Origin of the sequence: Microbacterium sp. SS28 (genome assembly GCF_022761035.1) — a bacterium.
In the GTDB taxonomy this organism is placed as follows: Bacteria; Actinomycetota; Actinomycetes; order Actinomycetales; family Microbacteriaceae; genus Microbacterium.
The window spans coordinates 500,798-527,352 of record NZ_JAKWJP010000001.1; the positions used below are offsets into that span (position 1 = coordinate 500,798).

Here is a 26,555-nt window from a genome sequence, read left to right on the forward strand (position 1 = left end):
ACCGAGGAAGCGCGGCAGCAGGGCCGCGCACGCCTAACGGGAGAGCGCCGCGAGCCGGTCGACGTCGACCGAGAGCATGAGCCACTCGCGGAGCGTCTCGGAGTGCTCCGCATCCTCGTCCCAGTCGGGCTCGGTGAGCGCCCACCGGTGCATGAGGCGGGCAGCCGTGCCGGTGCGGTGCCCGGCATCCAGCACCTCGGCGAGCGCTTCGGCCTCGTCGAAGTCGAGGCTGCAGACGAACTCCTCGTGCCCCTGCAGAAGGCTCTCGACGACGTCGGCGAGATGGTCGACGGTCTGCGCGAGGTGATGCCACCCGGCAATCGCGCTGAGGGGCGAGCGAGCCGTCGTCGTCGTGTCCATTGAAGTTCTCCCGGTTCGGAGCGGAGGTGCCGCTCGTCATGGAAGAGGCGGCACCGGCCGCGGTGATACCCGCACCCGGCATCCGCGGCGATGTATCAGCGCGCCTCTGCCCCGCTCCTCCTCTCCGAGGGGATCCCAGAAGTCTGGGTCATTCGGCGCCCCGCAAGCGAAGGACGCTGTCATGTCTCACTCCCTCCTGCCCGACGACGCCCCGGACGACGTCGTCACGCACCTCGCCGCCGAACTCGGCATCGCGAAGCCGCGGCTCATCGCGGCATCCGAGACCCGTCTCCCCTCAGGCGAGATCGCCCGCCTGTTCACGGCGGCAGACCCCGACAAGCCGAATGCGTCGGCCGCGGTCACCGTCACCGAGTCGGGCGTCGTGCGGCCGCTCGCGGCGCTCGAGAAGCTGTTCCCGGGCGGCCGGCTGTTCGTGCCGGACTTCCCCGTGGGCCACCACGTGCCGGAAGGCCGCAAGGAGCCGATCCGGATCGATCCGACGACAAACGACTGGCGGCTCAACCGCTGCGAGCGCGTCACCGAGAAGATCACTGTCACGGTGCCCAAGTCGTCGGCGCCGCCGAAGGCCGACGTCTATCTGCTCGCCGACACGACGGGGAGCATGTCGGCCGTGCTCGCGTCCGTCAAGGCCGGCGCGAGCGTCATCCTGAACAACCCGGCGCTGGCCGGATTCGACGTCGCGTGGGGCGTCGGCAACTATCGCGACTTCCCGGTGGACGGCGTCCGCAACTCCTACGCGTTCGCGCACCAGGTGTCTCCGACGACGACGCTCGCGGTGGCGGATGCCGCGATCGCGACGTGGGACGCGAACGAGGGCTCCGACGGCTCGGAGGGGCAGCTGTACGCGCTCCACCAGATCGCGACCGACCCCGCAATCGGGTGGCGGCCGGACGCGAAGCGGATCCTGGTGTGGTTCGGCGACGCGCCGGGGCACGACCCCATCCCGACCGCCCTGAGCGGACTCGGCGCGGCGATCACCGAGGCGACCGCGACCGCCGACCTCGACGGCGCCGACATCACCGTCATCGCGGTGAGCACGACGACGGGGTTCGCGACGGCTCTCGACGACGATCCGAACGCGGATGCCGCCGACTACGCCCCCTCGGCACCGGCGGGTGTCGCAGGCCAGGCGACCCGGATCACGGCCGCGACGGGCGGCTCGCACACGACGGGCGTCAACCCCGGCGACATCGTCTCGACGCTCGCGACGGTCATCGCGGCCGCCGTGACGTCGATCGGGTCGATCTCTCTCGTGCCGACGGGCGGCACGGCGCAGTTCGTCGAGTCGATCTCTCCCGCGAGCTACGGCCCGCTGCCGGGAGACGTCGAGCACGTGCTCGTGTTCGAGGTCACATGGGTCGGCGTGACCGACTGCCGTGAGAAGGACCAGGTGTTCACGGGCACGCTCGACGTCATCGCAGACGGAGTCGTCGTCGCGCAGAAGACCGTGCGGGTGACGGTACCGGCCTGCCGGTACCACTACTCGGTCGAGTTCGTCGCCGGGTACGCCGAGGACGACCGCGAGCCCGGGCCGTTCCTGCCCGGCAGGTATGCGACCGCCGTCACGATCTACAACCCGGGCACGTGCCCCGTGGACATCGAGAAGCGGTTCGCGCCGCTCATCCTCGACGGCAAGGCCATCGGCCGGGAGCCGGAGGTCGTCCCCGCCAAGCGGTTCGCCGCGATCACACTGCAGGCGGGCGAGGCGACGTTCGACGACCGGATCGCCCTGCGGGAGGCCGTGGGCCTCGCGCCGGAGCTGCTGTTCGGCGTGCTCGACATCGTGTCGGACCGACCTCTGTCGGTGACCGCGACGCACACGGCGGGCGGCAAGGAGACCGGCGTGTCGATCACGTCGCGCACGATCGAGGCCGTCCGGGCCCCGTGACGCGCCCCTGACCCCGTCCCGGCCGGGCGCCGAATCCCGGCCGGGACGGCCCCTCCGGCACGGGCCGGAGAACCACGAAGGGCGGGCCCTCGTCATACGACGAGAGCCCGCCCTTGCGCGAGGCGTCGGGCGCCTCGCGCTGTGTCAGACCGTTCGCTCCTCGAGGACGTAGCCCTCTTCGCCGTGCTCGGCGAGGTCGACGCCGGCGATCTCGTCCTCGCTCTTGACGCGGAAGCCGAGCGTCTTGTCGATCAGGAAGCCGATCACGATCGTCAGGACGAAGGAGTACGCGAGCACCGAGAACGCGGCGATCGCCTGCACGATCAGCTGCGTGCCGTCGCCGCCCATGAACAGGCCGGTGCCGGTCGCGAAGAAGCCGAGGTAGAGGGTGCCGATGAGGCCGCCGACGAGGTGGATGCCCACGACGTCGAGCGAGTCGTCGAAGCCCCACTTGTACTTGAGCTCGATCGCGAGGGCGCACAGGGCGCCCGCGACGAGTCCGAGGACGATGGCCCACACGGGGGTGAGAGCAGCGCACGCGGGGGTGATGGCGACGAGACCCGCGATGGCACCGGATGCCGCGCCGATCGACGTCGGCTTGCCGTCCTTGATCTTCTCGACCATGAGCCACGCGAGCAGGGACGCCGCCGTCGCGGCGATCGTGTTGACGTAGACGAGGGCCGCGGTGTTGTCTGCCGCGAGCTCGGATCCGCCGTTGAAGCCGAACCAGCCGAACCACAGCAGGCCCGCGCCGAGGAGCACATAGGGCGGGTTGTGGGGCACGTGCGCGCCCTTCTGGAAGCCGACGCGCTTGCCGAGGACGAGCGCGAGTGCGAGCGCTGCGGCGCCGGCGTTGATGTGCACCGCCGTACCGCCGGCGAAGTCGATGACGCCGACGCCGAAGACCTCCTGCAGGCCGTAGGTGATCCATCCGCCGTACGCGAAGCTGCCGTCCTCGGCGAGGCCGAAGTTGAAGACCCAGCTCGCGACGGGGAAGTACACGACTGTCGCCCACAGGCCCGCGAACAGCATCCACGAACCGAACTTGGCGCGGTCCGCGATCGCTCCCGAGATGAGCGCGACGGTGATGATCGCGAAGGTCGCCTGGAAGGCGACGAACGCGAGCGGCGGGTACGCGGCGCCCTCGGGCGTCTCGAGCACGCTCTCGAGACCGATCGCCGACCAGTCGATCGACCAGGGCGCGACGAGCCCCGTCGACCCCGGGAAGGCGACGGCGTAGCCGTAGAGCACCCACAGGACGCCGATGAGACCCGCCGCGCCGAAGGTCATCATCATCATGCTGATGACGCTCTTCGCCTTGACGAGGCCTCCGTAGAAGAAGGCGAGTCCGGGGGCCATCAGCAGCACGAGCGCTGCCGACAGCAGGATGAACGCGGTATTTCCCTGATCCATGGCGCGAGCCTCTCTGCAGGCTCTGCGAGCGACCGCCGGGTTGCGGTGCGGCTCTGTTTTCCGCCTGCCAGCAGATCACTGCTGTGCAACCCATTTTCTTGGTGCGCAACTCAGGCACGATTTCTGCCGCATGAACCTTGCGTGACAAGGCCCCTTGAGGGTTTTACGTGCCCGAAACATCGGGGACACCCGTCGGATGCGCCCGAGTTGTTACTGTCAATCAACACACTTCACCAACAGTCAACCCGACCCGAGGAGAACCGCCATGACACTTCCCGCCTTCGCCGGGGGTGACCTCGTCACACTCCCCACCGCACCGCAGTCGCTGCGCGACCGCGCCCTCGCCGACGACGTCCGCTTCATCCTCGCCGTGTTCGTCGATCTCAACGGCAAGCCCTGCGCCAAGCTCGTCCCGATCTCGGCCGCCGACGAGCTCGAGGCGGGCGAGCTCGGCTTCGCCGGGTTCGCGGCCGGCCTGATCGGACAGCACCCGCACGACTCCGACCTCATCGCGGTCCCCGACCTCGACTCGTACGCACCGATCCCCTTCGTGCGCGAGGGCCTCGCGATCGTGCACTGCGACCCCTACGTCGACGGCGAGCCGTGGCCGTACGCGCCCCGCGTCATCCTCAAGCGCGCTCTGGCGCGGCTCGCCGAGCGCGGCCTGTCGGCGAAGGTCGGCGCCGAGGTCGAGTACTTCCTCGTCGACCGCGACGAGTCAGGCCGTCTCTCGGCGGCCGACGCGAAGGACGAAGGCCTGCGCTCCTGCTACGACGCACGCGGCGTGACGCGCATGTACGACCACCTCGCCGCCGTGAGCGACGCGATGAACGCGCTCGGCTGGGGCAACTACGCCAACGACCACGAGGACGCGCCGGGGCAGTTCGAGCAGAACTTCGCCTACGACGAGGCGCTCGTGACGGCCGACCGCGTCATCACTCTCCGCTACCTCATCGGCATGCTCGCCGAGCAGCGCGGCATGACGGCGACGTTCATGCCCAAGCCGTTCAGCGACCGCGCCGGCAACGGCCTGCACTTCCACCTCTCGCTGTGGGACGGCGGGACGCCGGTCTTCCCCGACGCCTCGGACGGGCGTGGCCTCGGCCTCTCCGACGTCGCCTACTCGTTCGTCGGCATGCTCGACCACGCCCCGGGCCTGCAGCTGTTCCTCGCGCCGAGCGTCAACTCGTACAAGCGCCGTGGTGCGACCACGAGCGCGTCGGGCGCGACCTGGTCTCCCAAGCATGCGACGTACGGCGGCAACGACCGCACGCACTTCATCCGCGTGCCCGACGGCAACCGCATCGAGCTGCGCGCCGCCGACGGTTCGGCGAACCCGTACCTCGCTCTCGCCGCCGTCGTCCACGCGGGCCTCGACGGCATCGAGCAGGGCTCGGATCCGGGCGACCCGTGCGGCCCCGGCGAGTTCCGTGAGAGCTCCGCCGTGCTCCCCCGCACACTGCTGCACGCCGTCCAGTCGCTCCGCGACGACGCCGTGCTGCGCGAGGCGATCGGCGCCGGCCGCGGCGTGGGCGAGTACTTCGCCGACGCCAAGGAGGACGAGTTCCTCGGCTGGCACAACACCGTCACCGAATGGGAGCTCGACCGCTACCTCACGGCGTACTGAGCTCCCCGGCATCCCGAACCTCACGAAAGGAAGAACCCATGTGCGGAATCGCTGCACTGCAGATTCGCAACCCCGCGCTGCGCGCCGACCTCGGCGATCTGATGCACGGCATGCTGTGCGAGATCGTCGAGCGCGGCCCCGACTCGGCGGGCCTCGCCCTCTACGGATCCGATCGGCTCACGCCCGAGGGATGGTCGGCTGTCACCGTGATCTCGGATGCCGATCCCGGCGTCCTCGCGGATGAGCTGCGGGCGCTCCTCCCCGAGGCCGACGGCCTCACCGTCGTCGCGTACGCCGAGTCGGTGCTCGTGGGCGCCACGGTCGAGGCGTCGGCGCTCGAGCGCGCCGTGCGCGTGGCACTGCCGGGCGCGAGCATCATCGGCCGCGGGTCCCACGTCGCGGTGCTGAAGGGCGTCGGGCACCCCGTCGAGCTCGCGGACACCTACCGGCTGACCGAGATCACCGGCACGCAGGCGCTCTCGCACACCCGCATGGCGACCGAGTCGGCTGTCACGGCAGTCGGAGCCCACCCCTTCACCGTCGCCGAGGATCTCTGCCTCGTGCACAACGGCTCGTTCAGCAACCACGCCTCGATCCGCCGGTGGCTCCGCGCCGAGGGCGTCGAGTTCGACAGCGAGAACGACTCCGAGGTGGCCGCGCGCTTCATCGCGTGGCGCATGGCGCAGGGCGACGACCTCAAGACGGCGCTCGAGGCGCTGCAGGGCGTCTTCGACGGCTTCTACACGCTCGTCGTCACGACGGCCGACAGCATGGCCGTGGTCCGCGACCCGATCGCGTGCAAGCCCGCGATCATCGCCGAGACCGACGACTGGATCGCGATGGCGTCCGAGTACCGCGCGCTCGCGGGGCTCCCCGGCATCGAGGACGCCCGCATCTTCGAGCCGTCCCCCGGCGTCGTCTACACCTGGTCGATCACCGATGGGGCGATCCAGACGCCCGTCCTGGAAGAAGCAGTCCGATGAGCCTCATCACCACGGCCCCGGCGGCCACGACAGTCGACCTCGCCCGCTCGAGCGTGCGCGAGCTGAACCAGCTGCTGCACGACGCCGCCGACGGCACCGCCTGGACGGTCGAGTCCCCCGTCGGCAGCCACAACATCGCGGTCGGCATCACCGCCGACATCGACGTGACGGTCGAAGGCAACGTCGGCTACTACTTCGCGGGGATGCATCAGACCGGCACCGCGACGGTGCACGGCAGCGCCGGCGTCGGCCTCGCCGAGAACATCATGTCGGGCGTCGTGCACGTCACGGGCGATGCCTCGCAGTCGACCGGAGCGACGGGCCACGGCGGTCTCGTCGTCGTCGACGGCAACACGGGCGCCCGCTGCGGCATCTCGATGAAGGGCGTCGACATCGTCGTGGGAGGCAGCATCGGCCACGCCTCGGCCTTCATGGCGCAGGCCGGACGCCTCGTCGTCTGCGGCGACGCGGGCGAGGCGCTCGGCGACTCGATCTACGAAGCGCGCATCTACGTGCGCGGCGAGGTCGCGTCGCTCGGCGCCGACTGCGTCGAGAAGGAGGTGCGCCCCGAGCACCTCGCCGAGCTCGCCGACCTGCTCGCGCGCGCCGGGCGCAGCGAGCGCCCCGAGGAGTTCCGCCGCTACGGCTCGGCGCGAAACCTCTACCACTTCAAGGTCGACAACACCGGCTCGTACTGACCCACCGCATCACCAGGAGCACACCATGACCCACGATCTCGCCGCGCTCGGCCTCCGCGAATCCGCGACCTTCGACCGAGCCACCATCCACGACATCCAGCGTGCCGCCGCGACCGGCATCTACGACATCCGCGGCTGGGGTGCCAAACGCCCGCTGCCGCACTTCGACGACCTGCTCTTCCTCGGGGCGAGCATGTCGCGCTACCCCCTCGAGGGCTACCGGGAGAAGTGCGCGACCGACGTGACGCTCGGCGCCCGCAATGCGCTCGAGCCGATCCATCTCGACATCCCGGTCACGATCGCCGGCATGAGCTTCGGCGCCCTCTCGGCCAACGCGAAGGAGGCGCTCGGACGCGGCGCGAGCGAGGCGGGCACGTCGACGACCACCGGCGACGGCGGCATGACGCCCGAGGAGCGCGGCCAGTCCAAGACGCTCGTCTACCAGTACCTCCCGTCGCGCTACGGCATGAACCCCGACGACCTGCGCAAGGCCGACGCGATCGAGATCGTGCTCGGCCAGGGTGCCAAGCCCGGCGGCGGCGGCATGCTGCTCGGCCAGAAGATCACCGAGCGCGTCGCCGGCATGCGCACCCTGCCGGTCGGCATCGACCAGCGCTCGGCGAGCCGCCACCCGGACTGGACGGGACCCGACGACCTCACGATCAAGATCGCCGAGATCCGCGAGATCACGGACTGGCGCAAGCCCATCTACGTCAAGATCGGGGCGTCCCGGCCGTACTACGACACGGCCCTCGCCGTGAAGGCCGGTGCAGACGTCGTCGTGCTCGACGGCATGCAGGGCGGGACCGCCGCGACGCAGCAGGTGTTCATCGAGCACGTCGGCATCCCGACCCTCGCCGCGATCGGCCCCGCCGTCGCGGCACTGCAGGAGCTCGGCGTGCACCGCACGGGGGTTCAGCTCATCGTCTCGGGCGGCATCCGCACGGGTGCCGACGTCGCGAAGGCCCTCGCGCTCGGGGCGGATGCCGTCGCGATCGGCACCGCAGCACTCATCGCGCTCGGCGACAACGACCCGCGCTACGCCGACGAGTACGCGAAGCTCGGTTCGGCCGCGGGGTTCTACGACGACTTCCAGGACGGTCGCGATCCCGCCGGCATCTCGACGCAGGACCCCGAGCTCTCGGCCCGCCTCGATCCGGTCGCGGCGGGACGCCGACTCGCCAACTACATCCGCGTGCTGACCCTCGAGGCGCAGACGATCGCGCGGGCCTGCGGGAAGTCGCACGTGCGCAACCTCGAGCCGGAGGACCTCGTGGCCCTCACCGTCGAGTCCGCAGCGATGGCCGGCGTGCCGCTGGCCGGCACGTCCTGGATCCCCGGACGCAGCTGAACCCGTGTCCATCGACCTGGGCGCGCGGCCCGATCTGAACGAGTCGGCGGGACTGGATGTCGTCACTCCCGCCGACGCCGCGCCCGAGTCGTGGGCGAACGGCCTGGGCGTCACGCGGGTGCTCGCGAAGCGCCTCGCGTGGCGGCTCAGCATCGCCGAGCTGCGGGGACGGATGCCGTTCTCCCGCCTCGAGGGTGTCGAGCGTGTGCTGATCCCGCTCAGCGCGTCCCCGCTGACCCTGACCGTGGATGGCGTCGAGCACCGCGTGGAGCGGGAGCGCGGCATCCGCTTCCCCGGTGAGGCCCGGGTCGTCGCGAGCGCCGATCGCGGCGGCGTCTCGGTCGTCAACGTCATGGTCAAGCGGGGGCTCGCCGTCCCCGCCTACCGCATCGACGTCCGGCGCGGCGCCGTGCCGATCGACCCGAACACGACCCTCACCGTGCTGCTGGCAGGGGCGGCGACCGTCGACGACCTGCCGCTCCCGCCGGGCAGCGCCCTGCTGCAGAGCACGCGGCCCCGCCGCATCCTGTGCGAGTCCGCGCTCATCGCGCGGTTCCGGATCGTCCCCTGCGGCCACTGAGCCGCCCACCTGAAAGGCCTCCATGTCCACTCACCCGATCGCGATCATCGGCGCGGGCCTCGCGGGCGCCGCGGCCGCGTGGAGCCTCGCCCGCCGCGGCCACGACGTCGTCCTCCTCGAGCGCACGACGCCGGCGAGCGCCTTCGGCAGCTCGCACGGCTCGGCGCGGATCCTGCGGTACACCTACCCCGACGCGTTCTACACGGGCCTCATGGTCGAGGCGCGGCGCGGCTGGGACGAGCTCGAGGCCCTCCACGGCGAGCGCCTCATCACCCCGACCGGGTCGCTCGACTACGGAGCGACGCGCGAGCCGGGCGCCCTCGCGGCGGTGCTGTCGGGCTACGGCATCCCGCACGAGCTGGTGAGCGCCGCCGAGGCGGCGTCCCGCTGGCCGGGGTTCGCCTTCGACGGCCCCGTGCTGTGGCACGAGAGCGCCGGCGTCATCGACGCGGAGGCGACGGTCGAGGCGATGGTGGGCCTCGCGATCGCCGCCGGCGCGCAGCTGCGACAGGACTGGACGGCGGCTCGCGTGATCGCGCACGGCGAGGACTTCCTCGTCGAGTCGGCGGCGGGCGACACGGTTCTCGCCTCGCACGTCGTCGTCGCGGCCGGCGGATGGCTGCCGGCGCTGCTCGGCGAGCTGGGGCTCCCCTCCGCGACCCTCGCCGCGTTCCCGCCGCTCGAAGTGCGTCAGGAGCAGGCGCTGCACTTCCCCTACCGCGACGTCGATGCCGCATGGCCGACCTTCATCAACAAGCGGTCCGACATCCAGGTCTACGGTCTGCCCGGCGGCCGCGACGCCGGGTTCCGGGGTCAGAAGGTCGCGGAGTACAACGGCGGCCGCGTCATCGGCTCGGCCCTCGAGCACGATCGCGTCGTCGATCCGGTCAAGCGCGAGCGGCTCGTCGCGTACGTCGAGCGCGCGCTTCCGGGGCTCGTCCCCGAGCCGTACGCAGAGACGACGTGCCTCTTCACGAACGCTCCCGCGGACGAGTTCATCATCGACCGCACGGGCGGCGTCACGATCCTCTCGCCGTGCTCCGGGCACGCGGCGAAGTTCGCGCCGCTGCTCGGCGAGATCACCGCTCGCCTCGTGACGGGCGAGGACTCCGGCATCTCGCGGTTCCGCCCGCTCGCGGCACTGGCGGGCGCATGAGCGGCGTCGCGGCGATGCTCCGCGAGATCGCGTCGATCGGCCGGGACGACGCGCGCGGCGGCTTCAGCAGAGCGGGATACTCGGATGCCGACCGCGAGCTGCGGGAGTGGTTCGCGTCGCACGCAGAGGCGCGGGGACTCGACCTCGAGCGCGATCGCAACGGCACGCTGTGGGCGTGGTGGAATCCGTCAGGCAGCACGGCGAAGGCGGTCGTCACGGGGAGCCACCTCGACTCGGTCCCGGGCGGCGGCGGCTACGACGGACCGCTCGGCGTGGCATCCGCCCTCGCCGCCGTCGACATCCTGCGCGGCCGCGGGGTCGCGCCGTCGCGGCCGATCGGCATCGCGGTCTTCCCCGAGGAGGAGGGCTCGCGCTTCGGCGTCGCGTGCCTCGGATCGCGCCTCATGAGCGGCGCGATCGATCCCGCGAGGGCCCTTGCGCTCACCGACCGCGAAGGCGACACGTTCGCCTCGGTCGCCGAGCGCGACGGACTCGACGCCGCGCACCTCGGTGCCGACCCCGACCGCCTCGCGGGCATCTCGGCGTTCGTCGAGCTGCACGTCGAGCAGGGGCGCGGCCTCATCGACCTCGGCGAGCCCGTCGCGATCGCGTCGTCGATCCTCGGCCACGGGCGGTGGCGCGTGACGGTCGACGGCGAGGGCAACCACGCCGGCACGACCCTCATGGGCGACCGACGCGACCCCGTCGTGGCCGCGGCGCGCATGATCGTCGAGATCCGCGACCTCGCGCGCCGCACGCCGGACGCGCGCGCGACCGTGGGCCGCCTCGAGCCGGTCCCCGGCGGGACGAACGTGATCGCCTCGCAGGTGCGGTTCTGGATCGACATCCGGCATCCCGACGACGTCGTGACGGCGGCCCTCGTGTCCGAGGCGCGCGACCGGATCCTGGCGGCGGCAGCAGAGGAGGGATGCCGCGCCGACGTGCGCGAGGAATCGCTGAGCCCGACCGTCGACTTCGACCTCGGCCTGCGCGAGACGCTGCGCACGTCGCTCCCCGGTGCGCCGGAGCTCGGTACGGGAGCCGGCCACGACGCCGGGGTGCTCGCCTCGGCGGTCCCGACGGCGATGCTCTTCGTGCGCAATCCGACGGGCATCTCGCATTCCCCCGACGAGCTCGTCGAGGACGCCGACGCCGAGGTCGGCGCCGCCGCTCTCGCTGACGTGCTGCGCGACCTCGCGGCGACGACGAGCGACGCCCCCGCGAGCGCGGCCAATATGATGGCGAGGTGAGTGCGGCGACCGCGGGGGCAGGCGAGGGCGCCGGTGGAGTGCTCGAGCCGGTCATCGCCCAGCAGGTGCGTCGCTATCGCGCCGAGCAGGGCATCTCGGCGGCCGACCTCGCGGCGCGCACGGGCCTGTCGAAGGCGATGATCTCGAAGATCGAGTCGGCCACGACGTCGTGCTCGCTCACGACGCTGCAGCGCCTCGCGGACGGCTTCGGCATCCCCGTGACGGCGCTGTTCCGCGGATCGGCGAGCGACCGCGAGGCCTCGTTCACGAAGGCAGGAGCCGGCAGCGTCAGCGTGCGCAGCGGCACGCAGCACGGGCATCTGTACCGCATGCTCGGCGTGCTCAAGGACACCCCGAACGCCCTCGAGCCCACGCTCGTGACGCTCACCGACGCATCCAATGTCTTCCCGCTCTTCCAGCACCCCGGCACCGAGTTCCTCTACATGCTCGAGGGGCGCATGAAGTACGGGCACGGCGGGTACGAGTACGAGATGGCACCGGGCGACGCGCTCCTGCTCGACGGCGAAGCGGCGCACGGCCCGGTCGAGCTGATCGAGGTCCCGATCCGGTTCCTCGCGATCCGGTCGCGCTAGCGGCCGAAGGAGGACGTCATGACGGATGCCGCTGCCCAGCCGCCCCGCCCGCTCGCAGGTCGCGCGGAGGACGACCCGGCCTCGAGGTTCTTCCGTGGCGGGGGGCGGCACCGCTTCACGGCGCGCGAGGCGTTCGTCACGGCGGTGTCGCAGCCGGTCGCGGAGTTCGTGCGCGTCACCCTCTCGGGGCCGGACTTCCACGACTTCGCGAGCACGGGCCCGAGCGACCACGTGCGCGTCTTCTTCCCCGACCCCGCGACGGGCGAGCTCGTCGCACCCCGCCCCGCGACTGAGGGCGAGGACGGCATCGTCCGCCCCGACGCGCCGATGCTCGCGCGCGACTTCACGCCCTTGAACCCGCGGGTCGACGAGGCGACGGGCTACGGCGCATTCGACCTGGACTTCCTGCTGCACGCCGATCCGGGCCCCGCCGCGGCGTTCGGCGCGCAGGCGAAGCTCGGCGACCGGCTCGTCGTCGTCGGTCCGCGCGGATCGAAGAACGCGACGCAGAACGCCCCGCGCATCCTGCTCGTCGTCGACCCGACGGCGTTCCCGGCGGCGTCGCGCTGGGCCGCCGAAGTGCCCGCCTCGACGCGCGTCGACGTGATCGTCGACGTCGCGGGCGACCTCGCGTGGGCCGAGACCTACCTCCGCGCGACCCGCGACGACGTCACCGTCACGGCTGGCGGCGCCGACCTCGCGGACGCCGTTCGCACGGCGGGAGTGGATGCCGGCACTTTCGTGTTCGGCGCGGGAGAGGCATCCCGCCTCATCCCCCTCCGCAGGCTGCTGCGCTACGAGCTGGAACTCCCCCGCGCCCAGTTCGCCCTGAGCGGCTACTGGAAGCGCGGCGCCGCCGCCTTCGACCACCACGCCCCGATCGACCCCGCCGACCCCGACTGAGCGTCCCGCGCCGTCGCGAATTCAGGCGATTCGGCGAGATCAGGAATTTCCATCGTTCGAAAGGCCTGAGCAGCCCGAATCACCTGGATTCGTCCCGCGCCGACGCACGCGGCGCCGTCGGGGAGCGGCATCCGTTCGACGGGAACGGATGCCGCGCCTGGCCGTCTCAGCGACGCACGAGACCCTCGGGCCGGCGCAGGAAGCACACCGCCACGAGTGCGATCAGCACGACCGCCGCGGGCAGCAGGATCGCCTGCGACATCGCGGTCGAGAATCCGTCGACGACGAAGTCCGGAAGCGTCCCGCCGCCGAAGCCGCCCTGCGCATCACTCGCGCCCGGCAGGTTAGCCTCGAGGCGCGCCTGCATGAACGCGGCGATCGAGGCCGACCCGATGACTGAGCCGATGGTGCGGGTCGTGTTGTAGATGCCGGCACCGGCACCCGCCTGGCGCGGCTCGAGGTTGCGCGTGGCGGTCGTCGCGAGCGGACCCCACATGCCGGCACTGCCGATCCCCATGAGGGCCGACGGCAGCAGGAACATCCAGATCGGGGTGTCGACGTTCATGAGGCTCGAGTACCAGAGGATCGACAGCGTGTAACACGCGAGGCCCGGCACGAGAAGGAAGCGCGGGTCGGTCCGGTCGAGCAGGCGCCCGGCGAACGGCGCGAGCACGCCGGTCAGCACGGCCATGGGGATGAGCAGCAGCGCCGACTCGGTCGGTGAGAGCCCGCGGGCGAGCTGGATGAAGAACATGAGGGGCAGCGACATGCTCGTCACGGCGAAGCCCACCGTCGAGATCGAGATGTTCGCGATCGAGAAGTTGCGCTCCCGGAACAGCTCGAGCGGAACGAGCGGCTCATTCTTCGTCCGAGCCTGCGTCCAGATGAAGATGCCCATCACCACCACGCCGCCCGCGATCATCGCCCACACCCACAGTGCCCAGTCGTAGTGCTGCCCCTCCTGCAGTCCGAACACGATGAGGAAGAGACCGATGGCGCTCAGGAAGACGCCCAGGATGTCGAAGCGGTGCGCGTGTGTCTCGAGCTTGGGCACCAGGATCCACGCCAGCACGAATGCGACGATGCCCACCGGGATGTTGATGAAGAAGATCCACTCCCAGCCGAGGCCATCCACGAGAAGGCCGCCCGCGATGGGCCCGACGAGAGTCGCGACACCGGCGGTCGCGCCCCACAGTCCCATGGCCGCACCGCGCCGGTTGGGCGGGAACGTGCGCGTGATGACGGCCATCGTCTGCGGCGTCATGAGCGCAGCGCCGAACCCCTGCGCGGCGCGCGCCGCGATCAGCAGGGTGAGCGTGGACGACAGACCGCAGCCGAGCGAGGCGAGCGTGAAGACGGCGAGCCCGATGAGGTAGATGTTGCGCGGCCCGAACCGGTCGCCGAGCCGCCCCGTGATGAGCAGCGGCACGGCGTACGCCAGCAGGTAGGCCGACGTGACCCACACGACGTTGTCGAGGTTGTTCGTGTCGGGGTCGAGGGCCGCCTTGATGGCGGGGTTCGCGACCGACACGATCGTCGTGTCGACGAGGATCATGAAGAACCCGATGACGAGAGCCCAGAGGGCTGGCCACGGGTTCTGGGGCGCCTTGGTCTTCAGGGCGCCGGTCGACGGATTGCTCGCGCGGGCGGTGACGGATGCCGCGGCATCCGTCTCATCGGTTCCCGAGCGTGTCGTGGGATCAGTCATCGGCGTGCAGCCTTTCGGTCTTCGAGATAGCGTGCGGAGGGCACGTCGGGTGCGCCCCACGGGAAGTCGTCCTGCGCGAGACGCACGTGCAGCGAGTCGAGCCACTCGAGGTCGCTGCCGAGCAGCGCGAGCTCGCGCTCGGCCTCGATGAGGTACTGCGCCGGCACGCCGCGGGAGTGCGCGGAGTGCAGCGCCGCCGCGAGATCCGATCGCCGTTCCGCGAGCGCCTCTGCGCGCCCCCGGAGCAGCGCGACCACCTCATGGCGCTCGAGATTGTGGGCCTCGGCGAGCGCGACCCTGAACTCGGCGGGCCGATCGATGCGCGCGAGCTCGCGCCGCACCCAGTCGACGACGGCCGCCCGTCCGTCGGCGGTCTGCGTGTAGGTCGTGCGCTCGGGCCGGTTGCCCTCGCGGTCGATGCCGACCTCGGCGAGCAGCCCCGCCCGTTCGAGGCGGCCGACCGTGTGGTAGACCGTGCCGTTCGTGATCGTGACGAGCCGTTCATCCCGTCGCTGGCGCATGAGGCGGATCATCTCGTACGGATGCATGTCGCCTTCACCCAGCAGGGCGAGGATCATGAGCCCCAGCGGGCTCAGCGCGCGCGCGACATCCTTCACGATGCTCGTCTCCCGCCCTGGTCGAATGGTCCACGCAATACTAGTCCATCTGAACTATTCAAGGGTGGTCCTTGCCCCCGGCAGAGGTTGGGGGCAGTCTGTGGGCGTACCCGCTCCCCGCCACGACGGCACGACGGTTCTCGAGCCCTCCGACCGCTGAGCAGGCACGGACTCGGGAGGAGATCGATGATGAGTTCCCCTGGACCGCTGAGCGGCGAGACGACGTCCGAGCCGCCGGCCGACTTCGGTCGCCACAACATGTTCGTCTTCGGGCGCGGCACCGTCTTCCTGTCGCACCTTCCGATGTTCATGGCGCCGCACGACGCGCAGCTGCTCCTCGAAGTGGCGGTGGAGAAGGACGGGAGCGAGCTCGGCGACGCGTGGTCGGCGGAGCGCGCAGAGCATCCGGACGAGCGGCTCTACACGGTCATGCCCGAGAAGTTCGCGCTGTCCAGTCTCTACGCGACGGATCCGCCCGAGCGGGAGTCGTTCCGGGCGACTTTCTTCCGCGGGCATCTGGAACGCGGCGGCGAGCCGATCCCTGACTTCTCCGACGTCGAGGTGCGCATCTCGGACATCGTCTATGCGCGCAGATTCGATCGTCAGGTCCCGCTCGACGAGCTCACGTATCGGCTGGTCGGACGCGGCGACGAGCTGTTTCTCGCGCACGTCATCACCGAGCCTCCCGACTTCGACCAGATCCTGTCCGTCGCGCTGACGGGTGAGCGCCCGGACGACGACGATCTTCGGGCCGGCATCGAGGTCGTGTTCGAGGGCCGCGCGAACACGGCCGAAGCCCGGGTCCGGAGCGCAGAGAAGGTGACCGGCCGCGGGCACGTCACCGGCGCGCACCGGTTCATGACCCTCGAGTTCGACCAGGTGAGCGAGCTGTACTTCGAGGAAGGCGAGCTCTCGACATCCCGCGGCGCTTTCGAACCGACCCCGCTCGAGACCGAGTCGGGGTTCGGCGACTAGAGGCCCTCGCGGCCGCCGAACGGCTCAGGCCTGCTCGGAACCGCTCGTGGCGGTGGTGGACGACGAGCGGCGGTGCTCCAATCCGCCGATGATGAGGTCGACGCCGAAGAGGAACTCGGCTGCCGCATCGCGGTCGTTCAGGGGCGAGAGGCTCGCATCGGCCACGACGACGCCGAGGCTGTCGTACTGCATGCGCTGCTGCTCGTGCGAGACGTGTCCGATCACGAAGTGCAGCAGCGTCGAGGCGGCTCGATCGGCGGTGGCCGAGTCGTAGCCGTCGGCCGTGATCGCGTCGGTGAGACGGTCGCGGGCCGCGGCGGACCCTAGGCCGAGCGCGAGCGTGCTCGAGACGACCTCCGCTCCGTCACGGTAGGCCAGCAGCGCGTCGCGCAGGGCGGATGCCTCGAACCGCGTGCGGGAGGCGGCATCCACTCCCCCTGGGCGCTGCGCGGCTTGCGCCACGATGCGGTCGGCGAGTTCCGCGAGAAGGGTCTGCTTGTTCGGGAAGTGCCAGTAGAGCGCGCTCGGCTGCACGTCGAGGGCGGCCGCGAGGCGACGCATCGTGAGGTCGGGCAGCCCGTCGTCGTCGAGGATCTTCAGCGCGGCACGTGCCACGGCGTCGCGAGTGTGACGTCGTCCGGTTTCTGCTGCGGCCATTCCCTCACTATAGTGAACGGCGTTCAGGTGAACGCCGTTCAGGTGACCGGGTTTTCCCCGAAGGAGACGACAATGGCCAATCCGCTCCGCCCCCGCCGGATCGACGCGACGGATGTCGCGCGCATCGCCGTGTTCGCGGCGATCATCGCCGTGCTCGGCCTGCCGGGGAGCTTCACGGTGCTCGGCGCCGTGCCGATCACGGCGCAGACGCTCGGCGTGATGCTCGCGGGTGCGATCCTCGGTCCGTGGCTCGGCGCTCTGTCGGTCACGGTGTTCCTGACGCTCGTCACGCTCGGGCTGCCGCTCCTCGCGGGCGGGCGCGGCGGCATCGGGGTCTTCCTCGGACCGTCTGCCGGGTACCTGCTCGGCTGGATCGTGGGCGCCTTCGTCATCGGCCTCATCGTGCACGCGGGGGGCCGCAAGCCCGTCACGTGGCGCACCTTCGTGGGCATCGTGACCGGCGGGATCCTCGTCGTCTACGCGATCGGCATCCCCGTGCAGGCACTCGTGACGCGCCTGCCGCTCGCCGAGACGGCGCTCACGAGCCTCGTGTTCATCCCCGGCGACCTCGTGAAGGCCGTCATCGCGACGGCGATCGTCATGACCCTCGTGCGCGCGTACCCGCGGGCGTTCCGGCGCACATGGCCGGCGAAGGTCGACGCATCCGTGCCGACGGAACCGGCGCGCGTGCCGTGATCGTCCCGGTCGGCGGCGAGTCGGCGGGGCTGCTCGAGGGGCTGCGCACGCTGCGCGCTGCCGGGCAGATCCCGCTGGTCGTCGACGAGCGCTGGTCGGATTCGCAGCGGGATGCCGTGGCCGCGGCATCGGCCGCCGCGCAGCCTCCCCCGGACACGGGGTGGGCGACGCTGACCTCGGGCAGCAGCGGCTCGCCGCGGATCGTGCTGCGCAGCGCCGCATCGTGGGCCTCGTCGTTCGCCGCAGTCGCACGACTGCTGGACGCGAGCGCGGATGACGCTGTGCTGCTGCCCGCTCCGGCATCGGCATCCCTCACGCTCTTCTCTCTCGCGCACGCGCTCGCGGACGGACCGCGTCCGGTGCTCGGCTCCGCGGATCCGCGCACCGTCGACCACTCCGCGATCACGTGCCTGCACGGCACGCCGCACGCGCTGCGGAGCGTGCTCGACGCAGGGCCTCCCCCTCACCTGCGTGCGGCCCTGGTCGGCGGCTCGCATCTCGACGGCGCCCTGCGCGAGCAGGCCGAGGCAGCCGGCATCCGGGTGGTCGCGTACTACGGCGCGGCGGAGCTGTCGTTCGTGGCCGTCGACGAGGGCGACGGACTGCGCGCGTTCCCCGGCGTCGAGCTCGAGATCCGCGACGGCGAGCTGTGGGTGCGGTCTCCGTTCGTCGCGCTCGGATACGCCGGCAGCGGCGGACCGCTGCGCAACGACGGAGACTGGGCGACCGTCGGCGACCGGGCAGAGCTGGTCGACGGCCGGCTGCGGCTGCTGGGGCGAGCGGATGACGCGATCCTCAGCGCCTCCGCCACGATCGTGCCCGAGGAGGTCGAGGCCGTGCTGCGGTCGCTGCCCGGTGTCCGCGATGCCGTCGTGTTCGGCGTCCCGCAGGCGCGGGTGGGCGCCCTCGTCGCCGCGTTCGTCGAACTCGACGATTCGCACGCGCCCGACCTGCGGGCGGCGAGCGCGGCGCAGCTGACGCCCGCGCACCGACCGCGGCAATGGTTCGCGGGCACGCTCCCCCGCACCGCATCGGGCAAGCCCGCGCGCGCCGAGGCCGTCCGCCGCGCGCTGGCCGGAGAGGTGGAGCGCCTTGCCGTCTGACCCCGTCATCATCGCCGCGCGACGCAGCCCGATCGGCACCCGCGGCCGCGCCCTCGCGCAGCTGCGCGTCGGCGAACTCGCCGCACCCGTCATCCGCGCGACCCTCGCCGACGCGGAGGCGTCGACGGGAGCGCCGATCGACGTGGCCGACGTGCTGCTGGGCAACTGCATGGGCCCGGGCGGCAATCCCGCGCGCATCGCGGCACTCGCCGCGGGCCTCGACCCGCGGATCCCAGGCGGCACGGTCGACCGGCAGTGCGGCAGCGGACTCGCGGCGATCCTCGACGCGGCTGCCGCGATCCGGGCCGGCGACGACCGGATGCGGGTCGCAGGCGGTGTCGAGAGCGCGTCGACCGCCCCGGTGCGGTCGATCGACGGCGTGCCGTACGACCGCGCCCCCTTCGCGCCGGACGGATTCGCCGACCCCGACATGACCCGCGCCGCCGAGGACCTCGCGGCCCACGACGGCATCGCCCGCGCCCGGCAGGACGCGCACGCGGCGCGCAGCCACGCCCGCGCCCGGGAGGCGCTCGCGGCCGGCCGGTTCGACGCCGAGCTCGTGCCCCTCGCCGGCCTCGACCACGACGACGCGATCGGCGGCGCCGAGCGCCTGCTGCCCCGGCTTCCCGCCCTGTTCCCGGGCGGCACCGTCACGGCGGGCACGGCGACGCGCATCGGCGACGGCGCGGCCACCGTCCTGGTCGCACCGGCCGGGAGCGGCCCCGGTCTCGCCATCCGCGCCGCCGCCGTGGTCGGCTGCGATCCCGCGCTCCCCGGGGTCGGCGCGGCGCCCGCCGTGCAGGCCGCGCTCTCCGCCGCCGGAATGTCGGTCGCCGACATCTCCGCGCTCGAGATCGTCGAGGCGTTCGCGGCGCAGAGCCTCGCCGTCCTCGACCGGCTCGGCATCGCCGACGACGACCCGCGGGTGTGCGCCGACGGCGGCGCCCTCGCGCTGGGGCACCCGTGGGGAGCCAGCGGCGCGGTCGCCGTCGTCCGCCTGTTCAGCCGCCTCGTCCGCGGGGGTGCTCCCGCGGGCACGCTCGGGGTGGCCGCGGCATCCGTCGGCGGCGGCCTGGGCGTCGCCGCACTCCTGCAGGTCGTGCGATGAGCGTCGTGCTCGATTCCGTGACGGTGCGCCTCGGCGACGCCGACGTGCTGCGCGACGTCTCGCTCGACGTCGACGCCCGCACGCTCGCGGTGATCGGCGAGAACGGCTCGGGCAAGTCCACCTTCGCGCGACTCGTCGGCGGGCTCGTCTCCCCCACGCGGGGCACGATGCGGCTTCTGGGACTCGACCCGGCAACGCAGGCCGACGCGCTGCGGCGGCGGACGGCGCTCATCTTCAGCAACCCGGACGCGCAGATCCTCATGCCGACCGTCGCCGAGGACGTCGCGTTCTCGCTCCGCGCCGACCGCCTGCCCGCGGCCGAGCTCCGCGAGCGCGTCGCGACCGCGCTGGGGCGGTTCGGGCTCACGAGCCTCTCCGAGCGCGCGTCGCACGACCTGTCGGGCGGGCAGAAGCAGCTGCTCGCCCTGTGCGGCGCATTCGTGCGCCGCCCCGACCTGGTCGTCGCCGACGAGCCCACCGCCTACCTCGACGCCCGCAACGCGCGACGCGTCGCCGACCACCTGTTCGCCGACGAGGGGCACCGGCTCGTGCTGGTCACGCACGATCTCGCGCTGGCGCAGCGCTGCGACGCGGCGGTGCGGTTCGCCGACGGCCGGGTCGCCGCGGTCGGCGAGCCCGCCGCACTCGTCGCCGAGTACGAGGCGCTCCTGCGATGCTGACTCTCTACCGGCCCGGTGACGGGCGCCTGCACCGCATGCCCGCGGGCCGCAAGACGCTGCTCGTGCTCGCCGTCGTGCTGGGCATCTCGTTCCTCCCCTCGACGTGGTGGGGCGCCGGGGTCGCGGCATCCGTCACGGTCCTCGCCTACGCCGCGGCAGGCCTCGGCGACGGGATGCTCGGTCTGCGCGATCTCGCGCACCAGGTGTTCGCGCTGCGCTGGATCCTCGCGTTCACGCTGGTCAGCCAGCTCATCTTCCTGGGTCCCGAGCCGGCCGTCGCCAACACCACCCGCATCGTCGCAGCGATCGTCGTCAGCGCGCTGCTCGTGCTCACGACCCGCGTCACCGAGCTGCTGGACGCGCTCGAGCGCGGGCTCCGCCCCCTCGAGCGTCTGCGCCTCGATTCGCAGCGCGCCGCGCTCATGCTCACCGTGACGCTCACCACGATCCCCGTGCTCGCGAGGCTCGCCCGAGAAGTGCGCGACGCGCAGCGCGCCCGCGGCGCCGGGCGCAGCCTGCGCACCTTCGCCGTGCCGTTCCTCGTCCTGGCCTCGAAGCACGCGTTCGAACTCGGCGACGCCCTCACCGCGCGGGGCGTGCGATGACCTCGCCTCATCCCGTCGTGCGCGGGCCCGTCGTGGACGACGAGACGCGCTGCATCCACTACCGCACGTCCCTCGACATCATCGCGATCCGGTTCGCGTGCTGCCGCGAGTTCTACCCCTGCCACCTCTGCCACGCCGAGACGGCGGACCACGCGGCCGAGCAGTGGCCGGTCGCCCATCGCGAGGAGCGCGCCGTGCTCTGCGGAGCCTGCGGGAACCTCCTCACGATCACCGAGTACCTCCAGACCGACGCCTGCCCTGCGTGCGCCGCATCCTTCAACCCCGGCTGCGCGCTCCACACCGAGCTGTACTTCCAGGTCTGACGCGAGGGTGCCGGCCCGCGCTTCCGTCATCTGCGGAGAAGTGGATGCCGCATCCCCTGCCGTGCCAGGTCACGACTCCTGCGCAGCGGCCGCTTCCGCCTCGGACGCTTCCGCCTCGGTTGCTTCCGCCTCGGTTGCTTCCGCCTCGGTCGCTTCCGCTTCGATCGCTTCGGCGGCCGCCGTGATCCGGTTCGCCATGCCGCGGAAGATGAAGCCGTGGAACGGCAGCACCGCGAACCAGTACAGGCGGCCCGCGAGCCCGAGCGGGAAGAAGACGGCGCGCTGGTCGTACCGCGATCCGGTCCCGTCGGCGCTCGCGCGCAGCTCGAGCCACGCCAGGCCGGGCACCTTCATCTCGGCCCGCAGTCGCAGCAGGCTGCCCGGCTCGATGGCCTCGACGCGCCAGAAGTCGAGCGCATCGCCCACCTCGAGCCGCGACCTGCTGCGGCGTCCGCGGGCGAGGCCGACGCCGCCGACGAGTTTGTCCATCCAGCCCCGCATCGCCCACAGGAGCGGCTGCGAGTACCAGCCGTTGACGCCCCCGATCCCCTCGATGACGCGCCACAGCTGCGCGGGACTCGCGGGCGTGCGCGCCGAGCGAACGTCGGTGAAGACGGTCTTCCCCGCCCAATCCGGATCACTCGGCAGCGGATCGCTCGGCACCCCCAGCACCTCGGAGTCGCGCCAGCTCGTCTCGACGCCGTCCTCCGCTTCGCGCCCGAGCGCGAGGTCGACGGCGCGCCGGTACGGCGTGAGCCCGTCGGCCGGCGGAGCGATGAGCGCGTCGACATCGTGATTCTTGACGATGCAGTCGTTCTGCAGCGACTCGACGAGCGGCCGCGCGATCGACCGCGGGATGGGCGTCACGAGATTGACCCAGTGCGACGCGAGCCGCGGTGTGAGCACGGGGAGCGCCGCGATGGGACGCTGCCGCAGCCCCGCCTCGACCGCGTAGCCGTTCATCATCTGGCCGTAGCGCAGCACGTCGGGGCCGCCGATGTCCACCGCCTGATTGATCTCCGCCGGCACGCGCGCGGCGCCGAGCAGGTAGTGCAGCACATCGCGCACCGCGATCGGCTGAATGCGATTGCGCACCCAGCGCGGCGCCGGCATGTACGGGAGCACCTCGGTCAGATGCCGCACCATCTCGAACGACGCCGAGCCCGACCCGATCACGACGCCCGCCTGCAGCACGAGCGTCGGCACGCCCGAGCCCAGCAGTATCCGGCCCACCTCGACGCGGGAGCGCAGGTGCGGCGAGAGCTCCGCATCGTCCGGGTGCAGCCCGCCGAGGTACACGATGCGCGAGACTCCGGCCGCAGCCGCCGCGTCGGCGATCGTCGTGGCGGCCCGCCGGTCGGCGTCTTCGAAGCCCCGCCCCGCCGCCATCGAGTGGACCAGGTAGTAGAGCACGTCGACGTCGCGCACGGCCTCGGCGACGGCCGCGGCATCCGTCACGTCTCCGACGTGCGTATCGACGCGCGCCGCCCAGTCGAACGTCCCGACCCGCCTCGCATCCCGCGCGAGAACCCGCACGCGGTAGCCCGCCGCAAGAAGGCGCGGCACGAGCCGTCCGCCGATGTACCCCGTCGCACCCAGCACGAGGGCGGTGGGCGGCGACCCGTCGGCTCGCGGGGCGGCGCTCAGTCCCGGCTCACTGCCGGTCGGCGAGGTCGATTCCGTCACCCTCCGACGCTAAGGGGCCCATGGATGCCGCTGCCAGGGCTTGCGCGGGACTCCGACACGTGCCATCCCGCGCCGACTGGCTGTCATGCAACCCGGGTGCGAGGGCCCCAGCTCGGCGTTCCTCACTCGCTGCCCTCGTCGAGTGGAGATTCCGTGTCAGCCGCATGGCACGGGCTGCGGAGGTGGTGGTCGATACCATCGGCACCGTGTTGCGCTTCGACGACCCGCTTCCAGTACGACCGAGACGTGTTCTGGTCGCTGGAGTATCGGGGGTCGGGAAGACGAGCCTCGCGCGACGGATCGCGGAGATCATCGACGCCCCGCACACCGAGATCGACGCGCTCTATCACGGCGCGGGCTGGGTTCCCCGTGACGACTTCCTCGACGACGTGCGCCGTCTCATCGCGCGAGAGTCGTGGACGACCGAATGGCAGTACTCGACCGCGCGGTCCCTCCTCGCGGCGCGCGCCGACACGGTCGTGTGGCTCGACCTGCCGTTCGCGACGGTGACTCTCCCCCGTGTCGTGCGGCGCACGCTGCGGCGACGGCTGGGACGGGAGATCCTGTGGAACGGCAACGTGGAGCCGCCGCTGCACACGATCTTCACCGATCGGGAGCACATCGTGCGCTGGGCGGTCTCCACACGGAACAAGTATCGGATGCGGATACCGGCACTCGAGCGTGAGAACCCGCACCTGACCGTGGTTCATCTCACGTCTCAGCGCCAGGTCGAACATTGGCTGAGCGGATCACTCGCACACGCAGTCCGATGAGGTGGCGGCGACCGAACAACGCGAGGGTCGCGCTATCCCTGTCCCGGCGCTCCGTATACCCCGCCGTCAGGCAGGGGCGGGCAGGTGGCAGATGCGGTGAGCGCGGCGATCTCGGCTCTCACGGCGACGCCATCGCCCGTTCTCGCGATCGTGTACACGATTCCTTCCTGCGAATCCGGCGCAGGGATGTAACCGACCATCGCGCTGGTGATCGCCGGGTCGTCCGACGTCGGCGCAGATGCCGTCGTAATGAGGTCGGCTGTCGGATGCTCCCTCAGCCAATTGGACGCGTCGCTGACGGTCGCACCCGGGATTCTCCAGAACGCCTCGAACTCTTCGACCGGGCCACACGGCCACCCGGTGTAAGAGTTGAAGCCCCCGATGGGTGCGTCGGAGGCAACGGCTCCCGGGGGAAGTGCTGCCGCCTCGAGCCAGGCCTGGACTCGCTCGCGCGCCGCGGCGACCTCACTGTCGACAGCGGCGGCGGGCTCGCTCGTCGCAGTGGGCTCGCTCGTCTCGGTGGGCTCACTGATGACCTCCGGCGTGACGACTCCCGCGCCCGCCGCAGGGGTGGCACACCCGGTCATCGCCAGGGCAAGAATCAACGAACCGGCGAGCGCGACGAGGCGACATTGCATGCGCCCACCGTAGCGGCCGGATCACACCCGACCTGACCGCGCTCGGCGCCGGCTCCCATCCCGTCGCCGCCGACGGCCACCAATACCTGAGCTGAATGTCCGGGGATCTTGTTAGCGTCACGTCCGTGGCAGTATCCGATGCGCTCGCCGGGCTGGATCCGGCACAGCTCGAGGCCGTCGAGCACGGCGATGGGCCACTCGTGGTCGCGGCGGGGGCCGGCACCGGGAAGACGCGTGTGCTCACCGCGCGGGTTGCGCGGCTGCTCGAGGCGGGGATCGCACCCGAACGGATCCTGCTGCTGACGTTCACCCGGCGCGCGGCGTCCGCGATGCTCTCTCGCGCCGCCGTGATGTGCGGCGACGCGCAGGCCGCGCAGCGCATCGCCGGTGGCACGTTCCATGCCGTCGCGCACCGGATCGTCGCCGAGCACGCGCAGCATCTGGGTCTGGCCGACGTGACGGTCATCGATCCCGACGACGTCATCGACCTGATCGACCTCCTGCGGGCGGAGCACGGGCTCGACGGCACCGAGGTGCGGCTGCCCACGACACGCACGATCGCCGACATCGGCTCCCGCGCGATCAACACCGCAACCCCGGCCCGCGCCGTCATCGAAGCGCAGTTTCCGTGGGCGCTCGAGCAGGCCGACGCGATCGCCGGCCTGCTGCGCCACTACCGCGAACGCAAGCGTGAACGCGGCCTGCTCGACCTCGATGATCTGCTCATCGCCTTGCGGGCGCTCGTCGCTGACCCCGATGTCGGAGCACGCCTGCGGGCGCGCTGGGACTGGGTGCTCGTCGACGAGTACCAGGACGTGAACCAGCTCCAGGTCGACATCGTGCGCGGGCTCAGTCCCGACGGCCGCGGGCTCACGGTCGTCGGCGACGATGCACAGGCGATCTACGCGTTCCGGGGGGCGAGCGCCGGGCACCTGCTCGAGCTCGTCGAGGCGTACCCCGACGCCACGCTCGTGCGCCTCGAACGCAATTTCCGTTCCACGCAGCCGATCCTCGACCTCGCGAACCAGGTGCGCCCGGGCGACCTGAGGCTGCGGCTCGTCGCCGACCGACCGCAGCCGGGCGCCCGCCCGACGCTGGTGACCTGCCGCAACGCCGACGACGAGGCCCGCACGATCGCGGACCGCATCCTCGCCGCGCACATCGAGGGCACGCCGCTGCGTGCGCAGGCTGTGCTGATGCGCACCGGATCCCACAGCGCACAGCTCGAGGTCGAGCTCAAGGTGCGGGCGATCCCGTTCCACAAGTTCGGCGGGATCGGGTACCTGGAGACCGCGCACGTGCGCGACCTGCTGGCCAGCTTCCGCGTGATTCTCAACCCGGCGGACGAGGTGTCCTGGTACCGCCTACTCACGCGGCACCGTGCGATCGGCAAAGCGAGTGCCCGCGGGCTGGCCCGGATCCTCGCAGACGGGGGCGTCGATCGCACCGCCGACGCGGTCGCGGAAGCACCCGCGAAGGCGCGCACCGGGCTCGCGTCGACCCTGTCGCTGCTCAGCGCCGTCGACTCCACGACCGCCGTGCCGGAGTTGGTCGAGGCATGCCGAGGCGCGGTGGATCCGCTGCTGCGCGCGCACTACCCGGATTGGCACCGTCGCGTGACCGAAGTCGACGGCATCGCGCAGGCCGCCGCCCGGCAGACCGATCTCCGTACGTTCGTGAGCGAGCAGGCGATCGACCCGGTGAACGTCGCCGGCGACTGGGCGAAGCAGCCACATCTCGATGAGGACTGGCTGACCCTGTCCACGATCCACTCCGCGAAGGGCCTGGAATGGGACACGGTGCACCTGCTGCGCGCGAACGACGGCGCGATGCCGTCCGATATGGCACTCACCTCGGCCGCCGGGCTCGCCGAGGAGGAGCGCCTCTTCTACGTCGCGGTCACCCGCGCGCGCGACGCCCTCGACGTGTACGTACCGTCGCAGCTGCCGACGCATCCCACCGCGTTCATGGCCAAGCACGTCACCGCCAAGCCCAGCCGATTCCTGACAGAACCCGCACGCGCTCTCATGGAGCCGGTCAGCACCGCCGCCGTCACGCCCGAGCCTGCGATCAAGCGGGCCGTCGTGGCGGCCCGCGTGCGCACTGACGCGTTCGACGATTTGTTCGCCTGATCTTCATCGGCTGGCCTCGCCCCTGGCGCGC

26 protein-coding genes are annotated in these 26,555 nt (G+C 71.6%); 19 read left to right on the forward strand and 7 right to left on the reverse strand.

Features of this window, described 5'->3' with window-relative positions; genetic code table 11:
• Window positions 1–33 precede the first annotated feature (33 nt).
• Complete coding sequence (locus MJ607_RS02290) at window positions 34–360, reverse strand: hypothetical protein (RefSeq protein ID WP_243073924.1); 327 nt, start codon at window positions 358–360, stop codon at window positions 34–36.
• Between the two features lie 181 nt (window positions 361–541).
• Here MJ607_RS02290 and MJ607_RS02295 point away from each other — a divergent pair, with 181 nt between their 5' ends.
• Entirely contained in the window at window positions 542–2,269 is a 1,728-nt protein-coding gene (locus MJ607_RS02295; RefSeq protein ID WP_243073925.1) for a hypothetical protein, read from the forward strand.
• Window positions 2,270–2,413: 144 nt separating this feature from the next.
• Here MJ607_RS02295 and MJ607_RS02300 read toward each other — a convergent pair whose 3' ends face one another.
• Entirely contained in the window at window positions 2,414–3,682 is a 1,269-nt protein-coding gene (locus MJ607_RS02300) for an ammonium transporter (protein WP_243073926.1), read from the reverse strand.
• 265 nt (window positions 3,683–3,947) lie between these two features.
• Here MJ607_RS02300 and glnT point away from each other — a divergent pair, with 265 nt between their 5' ends.
• From glnT to MJ607_RS02345, 9 genes are read left to right on the forward strand one after another with little or no spacing between them, the layout of a single operon-like run.
• The gene (gene glnT / locus MJ607_RS02305; RefSeq protein ID WP_243073927.1) at window positions 3,948–5,309 is read left to right on the forward strand and encodes a type III glutamate--ammonia ligase; all 1,362 of its coding nucleotides are present in this window, start codon (window positions 3,948–3,950) and stop codon (window positions 5,307–5,309) included.
• A gap of 38 nt (window positions 5,310–5,347) precedes the next feature.
• A complete protein-coding gene (locus MJ607_RS02310; protein ID WP_243073928.1) occupies window positions 5,348–6,292 on the forward strand; it encodes a glutamine amidotransferase in 945 nt (314 codons plus the stop codon).
• Window positions 6,289–6,990, forward strand: a complete 702-nt coding sequence (locus tag MJ607_RS02315; protein WP_243073929.1) for a protein glxC — start codon at window positions 6,289–6,291, stop codon at window positions 6,988–6,990. The genes MJ607_RS02310 and MJ607_RS02315 overlap by 4 nt, the downstream gene beginning before the upstream one ends.
• A gap of 25 nt (window positions 6,991–7,015) precedes the next feature.
• A complete protein-coding gene (locus MJ607_RS02320; protein WP_243073930.1) occupies window positions 7,016–8,341 on the forward strand; it encodes an FMN-binding glutamate synthase family protein in 1,326 nt (441 codons plus the stop codon).
• A gap of 4 nt (window positions 8,342–8,345) precedes the next feature.
• Window positions 8,346–8,921, forward strand: coding sequence for a HutD family protein (locus tag MJ607_RS02325; protein WP_243073931.1), 576 nt, complete (start codon window positions 8,346–8,348; stop codon window positions 8,919–8,921).
• Window positions 8,922–8,943: 22 nt separating this feature from the next.
• Window positions 8,944–10,077 carry an FAD-dependent oxidoreductase gene (locus MJ607_RS02330; protein WP_243073932.1) on the forward strand — a complete coding sequence of 378 codons (1,134 nt, stop codon included), beginning with the start codon at window positions 8,944–8,946 and terminating at the stop codon, window positions 10,075–10,077.
• Window positions 10,074–11,327 carry an allantoate amidohydrolase gene (locus MJ607_RS02335; protein ID WP_243073933.1) on the forward strand — a complete coding sequence of 418 codons (1,254 nt, stop codon included), beginning with the start codon at window positions 10,074–10,076 and terminating at the stop codon, window positions 11,325–11,327. Before MJ607_RS02330 ends, MJ607_RS02335 begins: the two co-directional genes overlap by 4 nt.
• Complete coding sequence (locus MJ607_RS20150) at window positions 11,324–11,920, forward strand: XRE family transcriptional regulator (RefSeq protein WP_243073934.1); 597 nt, start codon at window positions 11,324–11,326, stop codon at window positions 11,918–11,920. The genes MJ607_RS02335 and MJ607_RS20150 overlap by 4 nt, the downstream gene beginning before the upstream one ends.
• An 18-nt stretch (window positions 11,921–11,938) precedes the next feature.
• Entirely contained in the window at window positions 11,939–12,823 is an 885-nt protein-coding gene (locus tag MJ607_RS02345; RefSeq protein WP_243073935.1) for a siderophore-interacting protein, read from the forward strand.
• A gap of 166 nt (window positions 12,824–12,989) precedes the next feature.
• On the opposite strand, the gene MJ607_RS02350 is transcribed toward MJ607_RS02345, so the two are convergent.
• A complete protein-coding gene (locus MJ607_RS02350; RefSeq protein WP_279234276.1) occupies window positions 12,990–14,531 on the reverse strand; it encodes an MFS transporter in 1,542 nt (513 codons plus the stop codon).
• Window positions 14,528–15,148, reverse strand: coding sequence for a PadR family transcriptional regulator (locus MJ607_RS02355; RefSeq protein WP_243073936.1), 621 nt, complete (start codon window positions 15,146–15,148; stop codon window positions 14,528–14,530). The genes MJ607_RS02350 and MJ607_RS02355 overlap by 4 nt, the downstream gene beginning before the upstream one ends.
• A gap of 189 nt (window positions 15,149–15,337) precedes the next feature.
• Here MJ607_RS02355 and MJ607_RS02360 point away from each other — a divergent pair, with 189 nt between their 5' ends.
• Window positions 15,338–16,123: a hypothetical protein gene (locus MJ607_RS02360; RefSeq protein WP_243073937.1), complete on the forward strand. Its 786-nt coding sequence runs from the start codon at window positions 15,338–15,340 to the stop codon at window positions 16,121–16,123.
• A gap of 24 nt (window positions 16,124–16,147) precedes the next feature.
• Here MJ607_RS02360 and MJ607_RS02365 read toward each other — a convergent pair whose 3' ends face one another.
• Window positions 16,148–16,780: a TetR family transcriptional regulator gene (locus tag MJ607_RS02365; RefSeq protein ID WP_243073938.1), complete on the reverse strand. Its 633-nt coding sequence runs from the start codon at window positions 16,778–16,780 to the stop codon at window positions 16,148–16,150.
• Between the two features lie 72 nt (window positions 16,781–16,852).
• Between MJ607_RS02365 and MJ607_RS02370 the strand changes: the two genes are divergently transcribed.
• Genes MJ607_RS02370 through MJ607_RS02395 form a run of 6 tightly spaced genes read left to right on the forward strand, consistent with a single transcriptional unit; the run spans window position 16,853 to window position 21,295 of the window.
• The gene (locus tag MJ607_RS02370) at window positions 16,853–17,476 is read left to right on the forward strand and encodes a biotin transporter BioY (RefSeq protein WP_243073939.1); all 624 of its coding nucleotides are present in this window, start codon (window positions 16,853–16,855) and stop codon (window positions 17,474–17,476) included.
• Entirely contained in the window at window positions 17,473–18,579 is a 1,107-nt protein-coding gene (locus tag MJ607_RS02375; protein ID WP_243073940.1) for a class I adenylate-forming enzyme family protein, read from the forward strand. Before MJ607_RS02370 ends, MJ607_RS02375 begins: the two co-directional genes overlap by 4 nt.
• Window positions 18,569–19,687: a thiolase family protein gene (locus tag MJ607_RS02380; RefSeq protein WP_243073941.1), complete on the forward strand. Its 1,119-nt coding sequence runs from the start codon at window positions 18,569–18,571 to the stop codon at window positions 19,685–19,687. The genes MJ607_RS02375 and MJ607_RS02380 overlap by 11 nt, the downstream gene beginning before the upstream one ends.
• Window positions 19,684–20,367 (forward strand): energy-coupling factor ABC transporter ATP-binding protein, encoded by a 684-nt coding sequence (locus MJ607_RS02385; protein ID WP_243073942.1) that lies wholly within the window; start codon window positions 19,684–19,686, stop codon window positions 20,365–20,367. Before MJ607_RS02380 ends, MJ607_RS02385 begins: the two co-directional genes overlap by 4 nt.
• Complete coding sequence (locus MJ607_RS02390; RefSeq protein WP_243073943.1) at window positions 20,361–20,972, forward strand: energy-coupling factor transporter transmembrane protein EcfT; 612 nt, start codon at window positions 20,361–20,363, stop codon at window positions 20,970–20,972. The genes MJ607_RS02385 and MJ607_RS02390 overlap by 7 nt, the downstream gene beginning before the upstream one ends.
• Window positions 20,969–21,295: a CHY zinc finger protein gene (locus MJ607_RS02395; protein WP_243073944.1), complete on the forward strand. Its 327-nt coding sequence runs from the start codon at window positions 20,969–20,971 to the stop codon at window positions 21,293–21,295. The genes MJ607_RS02390 and MJ607_RS02395 overlap by 4 nt, the downstream gene beginning before the upstream one ends.
• 69 nt (window positions 21,296–21,364) lie before the next feature.
• Here the strand turns inward: MJ607_RS02395 and MJ607_RS02400 are convergent, their stop codons facing one another.
• Window positions 21,365–22,981 carry an SDR family oxidoreductase gene (locus MJ607_RS02400; protein ID WP_243073945.1) on the reverse strand — a complete coding sequence of 539 codons (1,617 nt, stop codon included), beginning with the start codon at window positions 22,979–22,981 and terminating at the stop codon, window positions 21,365–21,367.
• Window positions 22,982–23,187: 206 nt separating this feature from the next.
• Between MJ607_RS02400 and MJ607_RS02405 the strand changes: the two genes are divergently transcribed.
• Window positions 23,188–23,754, forward strand: a complete 567-nt coding sequence (locus MJ607_RS02405; protein ID WP_243073946.1) for an AAA family ATPase — start codon at window positions 23,188–23,190, stop codon at window positions 23,752–23,754.
• 32 nt (window positions 23,755–23,786) lie between these two features.
• Here the strand turns inward: MJ607_RS02405 and MJ607_RS02410 are convergent, their stop codons facing one another.
• Complete coding sequence (locus MJ607_RS02410; RefSeq protein ID WP_243073947.1) at window positions 23,787–24,341, reverse strand: hypothetical protein; 555 nt, start codon at window positions 24,339–24,341, stop codon at window positions 23,787–23,789.
• 176 nt (window positions 24,342–24,517) lie between these two features.
• Here MJ607_RS02410 and MJ607_RS02415 point away from each other — a divergent pair, with 176 nt between their 5' ends.
• Window positions 24,518–26,524 carry an ATP-dependent helicase gene (locus tag MJ607_RS02415; RefSeq protein ID WP_243073948.1) on the forward strand — a complete coding sequence of 669 codons (2,007 nt, stop codon included), beginning with the start codon at window positions 24,518–24,520 and terminating at the stop codon, window positions 26,522–26,524.
• The last annotated feature ends 31 nt before the right edge of the window (window positions 26,525–26,555 follow it).

Coding starts and splice junctions, on each gene's coding strand:
- MJ607_RS02300 (WP_243073926.1), bottom strand. CDS start 3,682: ATGGATCAGGGAAATACCGCGTTCATCCTGCTGTCGGCAGCGCTCGTG.
- MJ607_RS02330 (WP_243073932.1), top strand. CDS start 8,944: ATGTCCACTCACCCGATCGCGATCATCGGCGCGGGCCTCGCGGGCGCC.
- MJ607_RS02410 (WP_243073947.1), bottom strand. CDS start 24,341: ATGACCGGGTGTGCCACCCCTGCGGCGGGCGCGGGAGTCGTCACGCCG.
- MJ607_RS02350 (WP_279234276.1), bottom strand. CDS start 14,531: ATGACTGATCCCACGACACGCTCGGGAACCGATGAGACGGATGCCGCG.
- MJ607_RS02365 (WP_243073938.1), bottom strand. CDS start 16,780: ATGGCCGCAGCAGAAACCGGACGACGTCACACTCGCGACGCCGTGGCA.
- MJ607_RS02290 (WP_243073924.1), bottom strand. CDS start 360: ATGGACACGACGACGACGGCTCGCTCGCCCCTCAGCGCGATTGCCGGG.
- MJ607_RS02320 (WP_243073930.1), top strand. CDS start 7,016: ATGACCCACGATCTCGCCGCGCTCGGCCTCCGCGAATCCGCGACCTTC.
- MJ607_RS02390 (WP_243073943.1), top strand. CDS start 20,361: ATGCTGACTCTCTACCGGCCCGGTGACGGGCGCCTGCACCGCATGCCC.
- MJ607_RS02315 (WP_243073929.1), top strand. CDS start 6,289: ATGAGCCTCATCACCACGGCCCCGGCGGCCACGACAGTCGACCTCGCC.
- MJ607_RS02370 (WP_243073939.1), top strand. CDS start 16,853: ATGGCCAATCCGCTCCGCCCCCGCCGGATCGACGCGACGGATGTCGCG.
- glnT (WP_243073927.1), top strand. CDS start 3,948: ATGACACTTCCCGCCTTCGCCGGGGGTGACCTCGTCACACTCCCCACC.
- MJ607_RS02395 (WP_243073944.1), top strand. CDS start 20,969: ATGACCTCGCCTCATCCCGTCGTGCGCGGGCCCGTCGTGGACGACGAG.
- MJ607_RS02310 (WP_243073928.1), top strand. CDS start 5,348: ATGTGCGGAATCGCTGCACTGCAGATTCGCAACCCCGCGCTGCGCGCC.
- MJ607_RS02360 (WP_243073937.1), top strand. CDS start 15,338: ATGAGTTCCCCTGGACCGCTGAGCGGCGAGACGACGTCCGAGCCGCCG.
- MJ607_RS02345 (WP_243073935.1), top strand. CDS start 11,939: ATGACGGATGCCGCTGCCCAGCCGCCCCGCCCGCTCGCAGGTCGCGCG.
- MJ607_RS02385 (WP_243073942.1), top strand. CDS start 19,684: ATGAGCGTCGTGCTCGATTCCGTGACGGTGCGCCTCGGCGACGCCGAC.
- MJ607_RS02295 (WP_243073925.1), top strand. CDS start 542: ATGTCTCACTCCCTCCTGCCCGACGACGCCCCGGACGACGTCGTCACG.
- MJ607_RS02335 (WP_243073933.1), top strand. CDS start 10,074: ATGAGCGGCGTCGCGGCGATGCTCCGCGAGATCGCGTCGATCGGCCGG.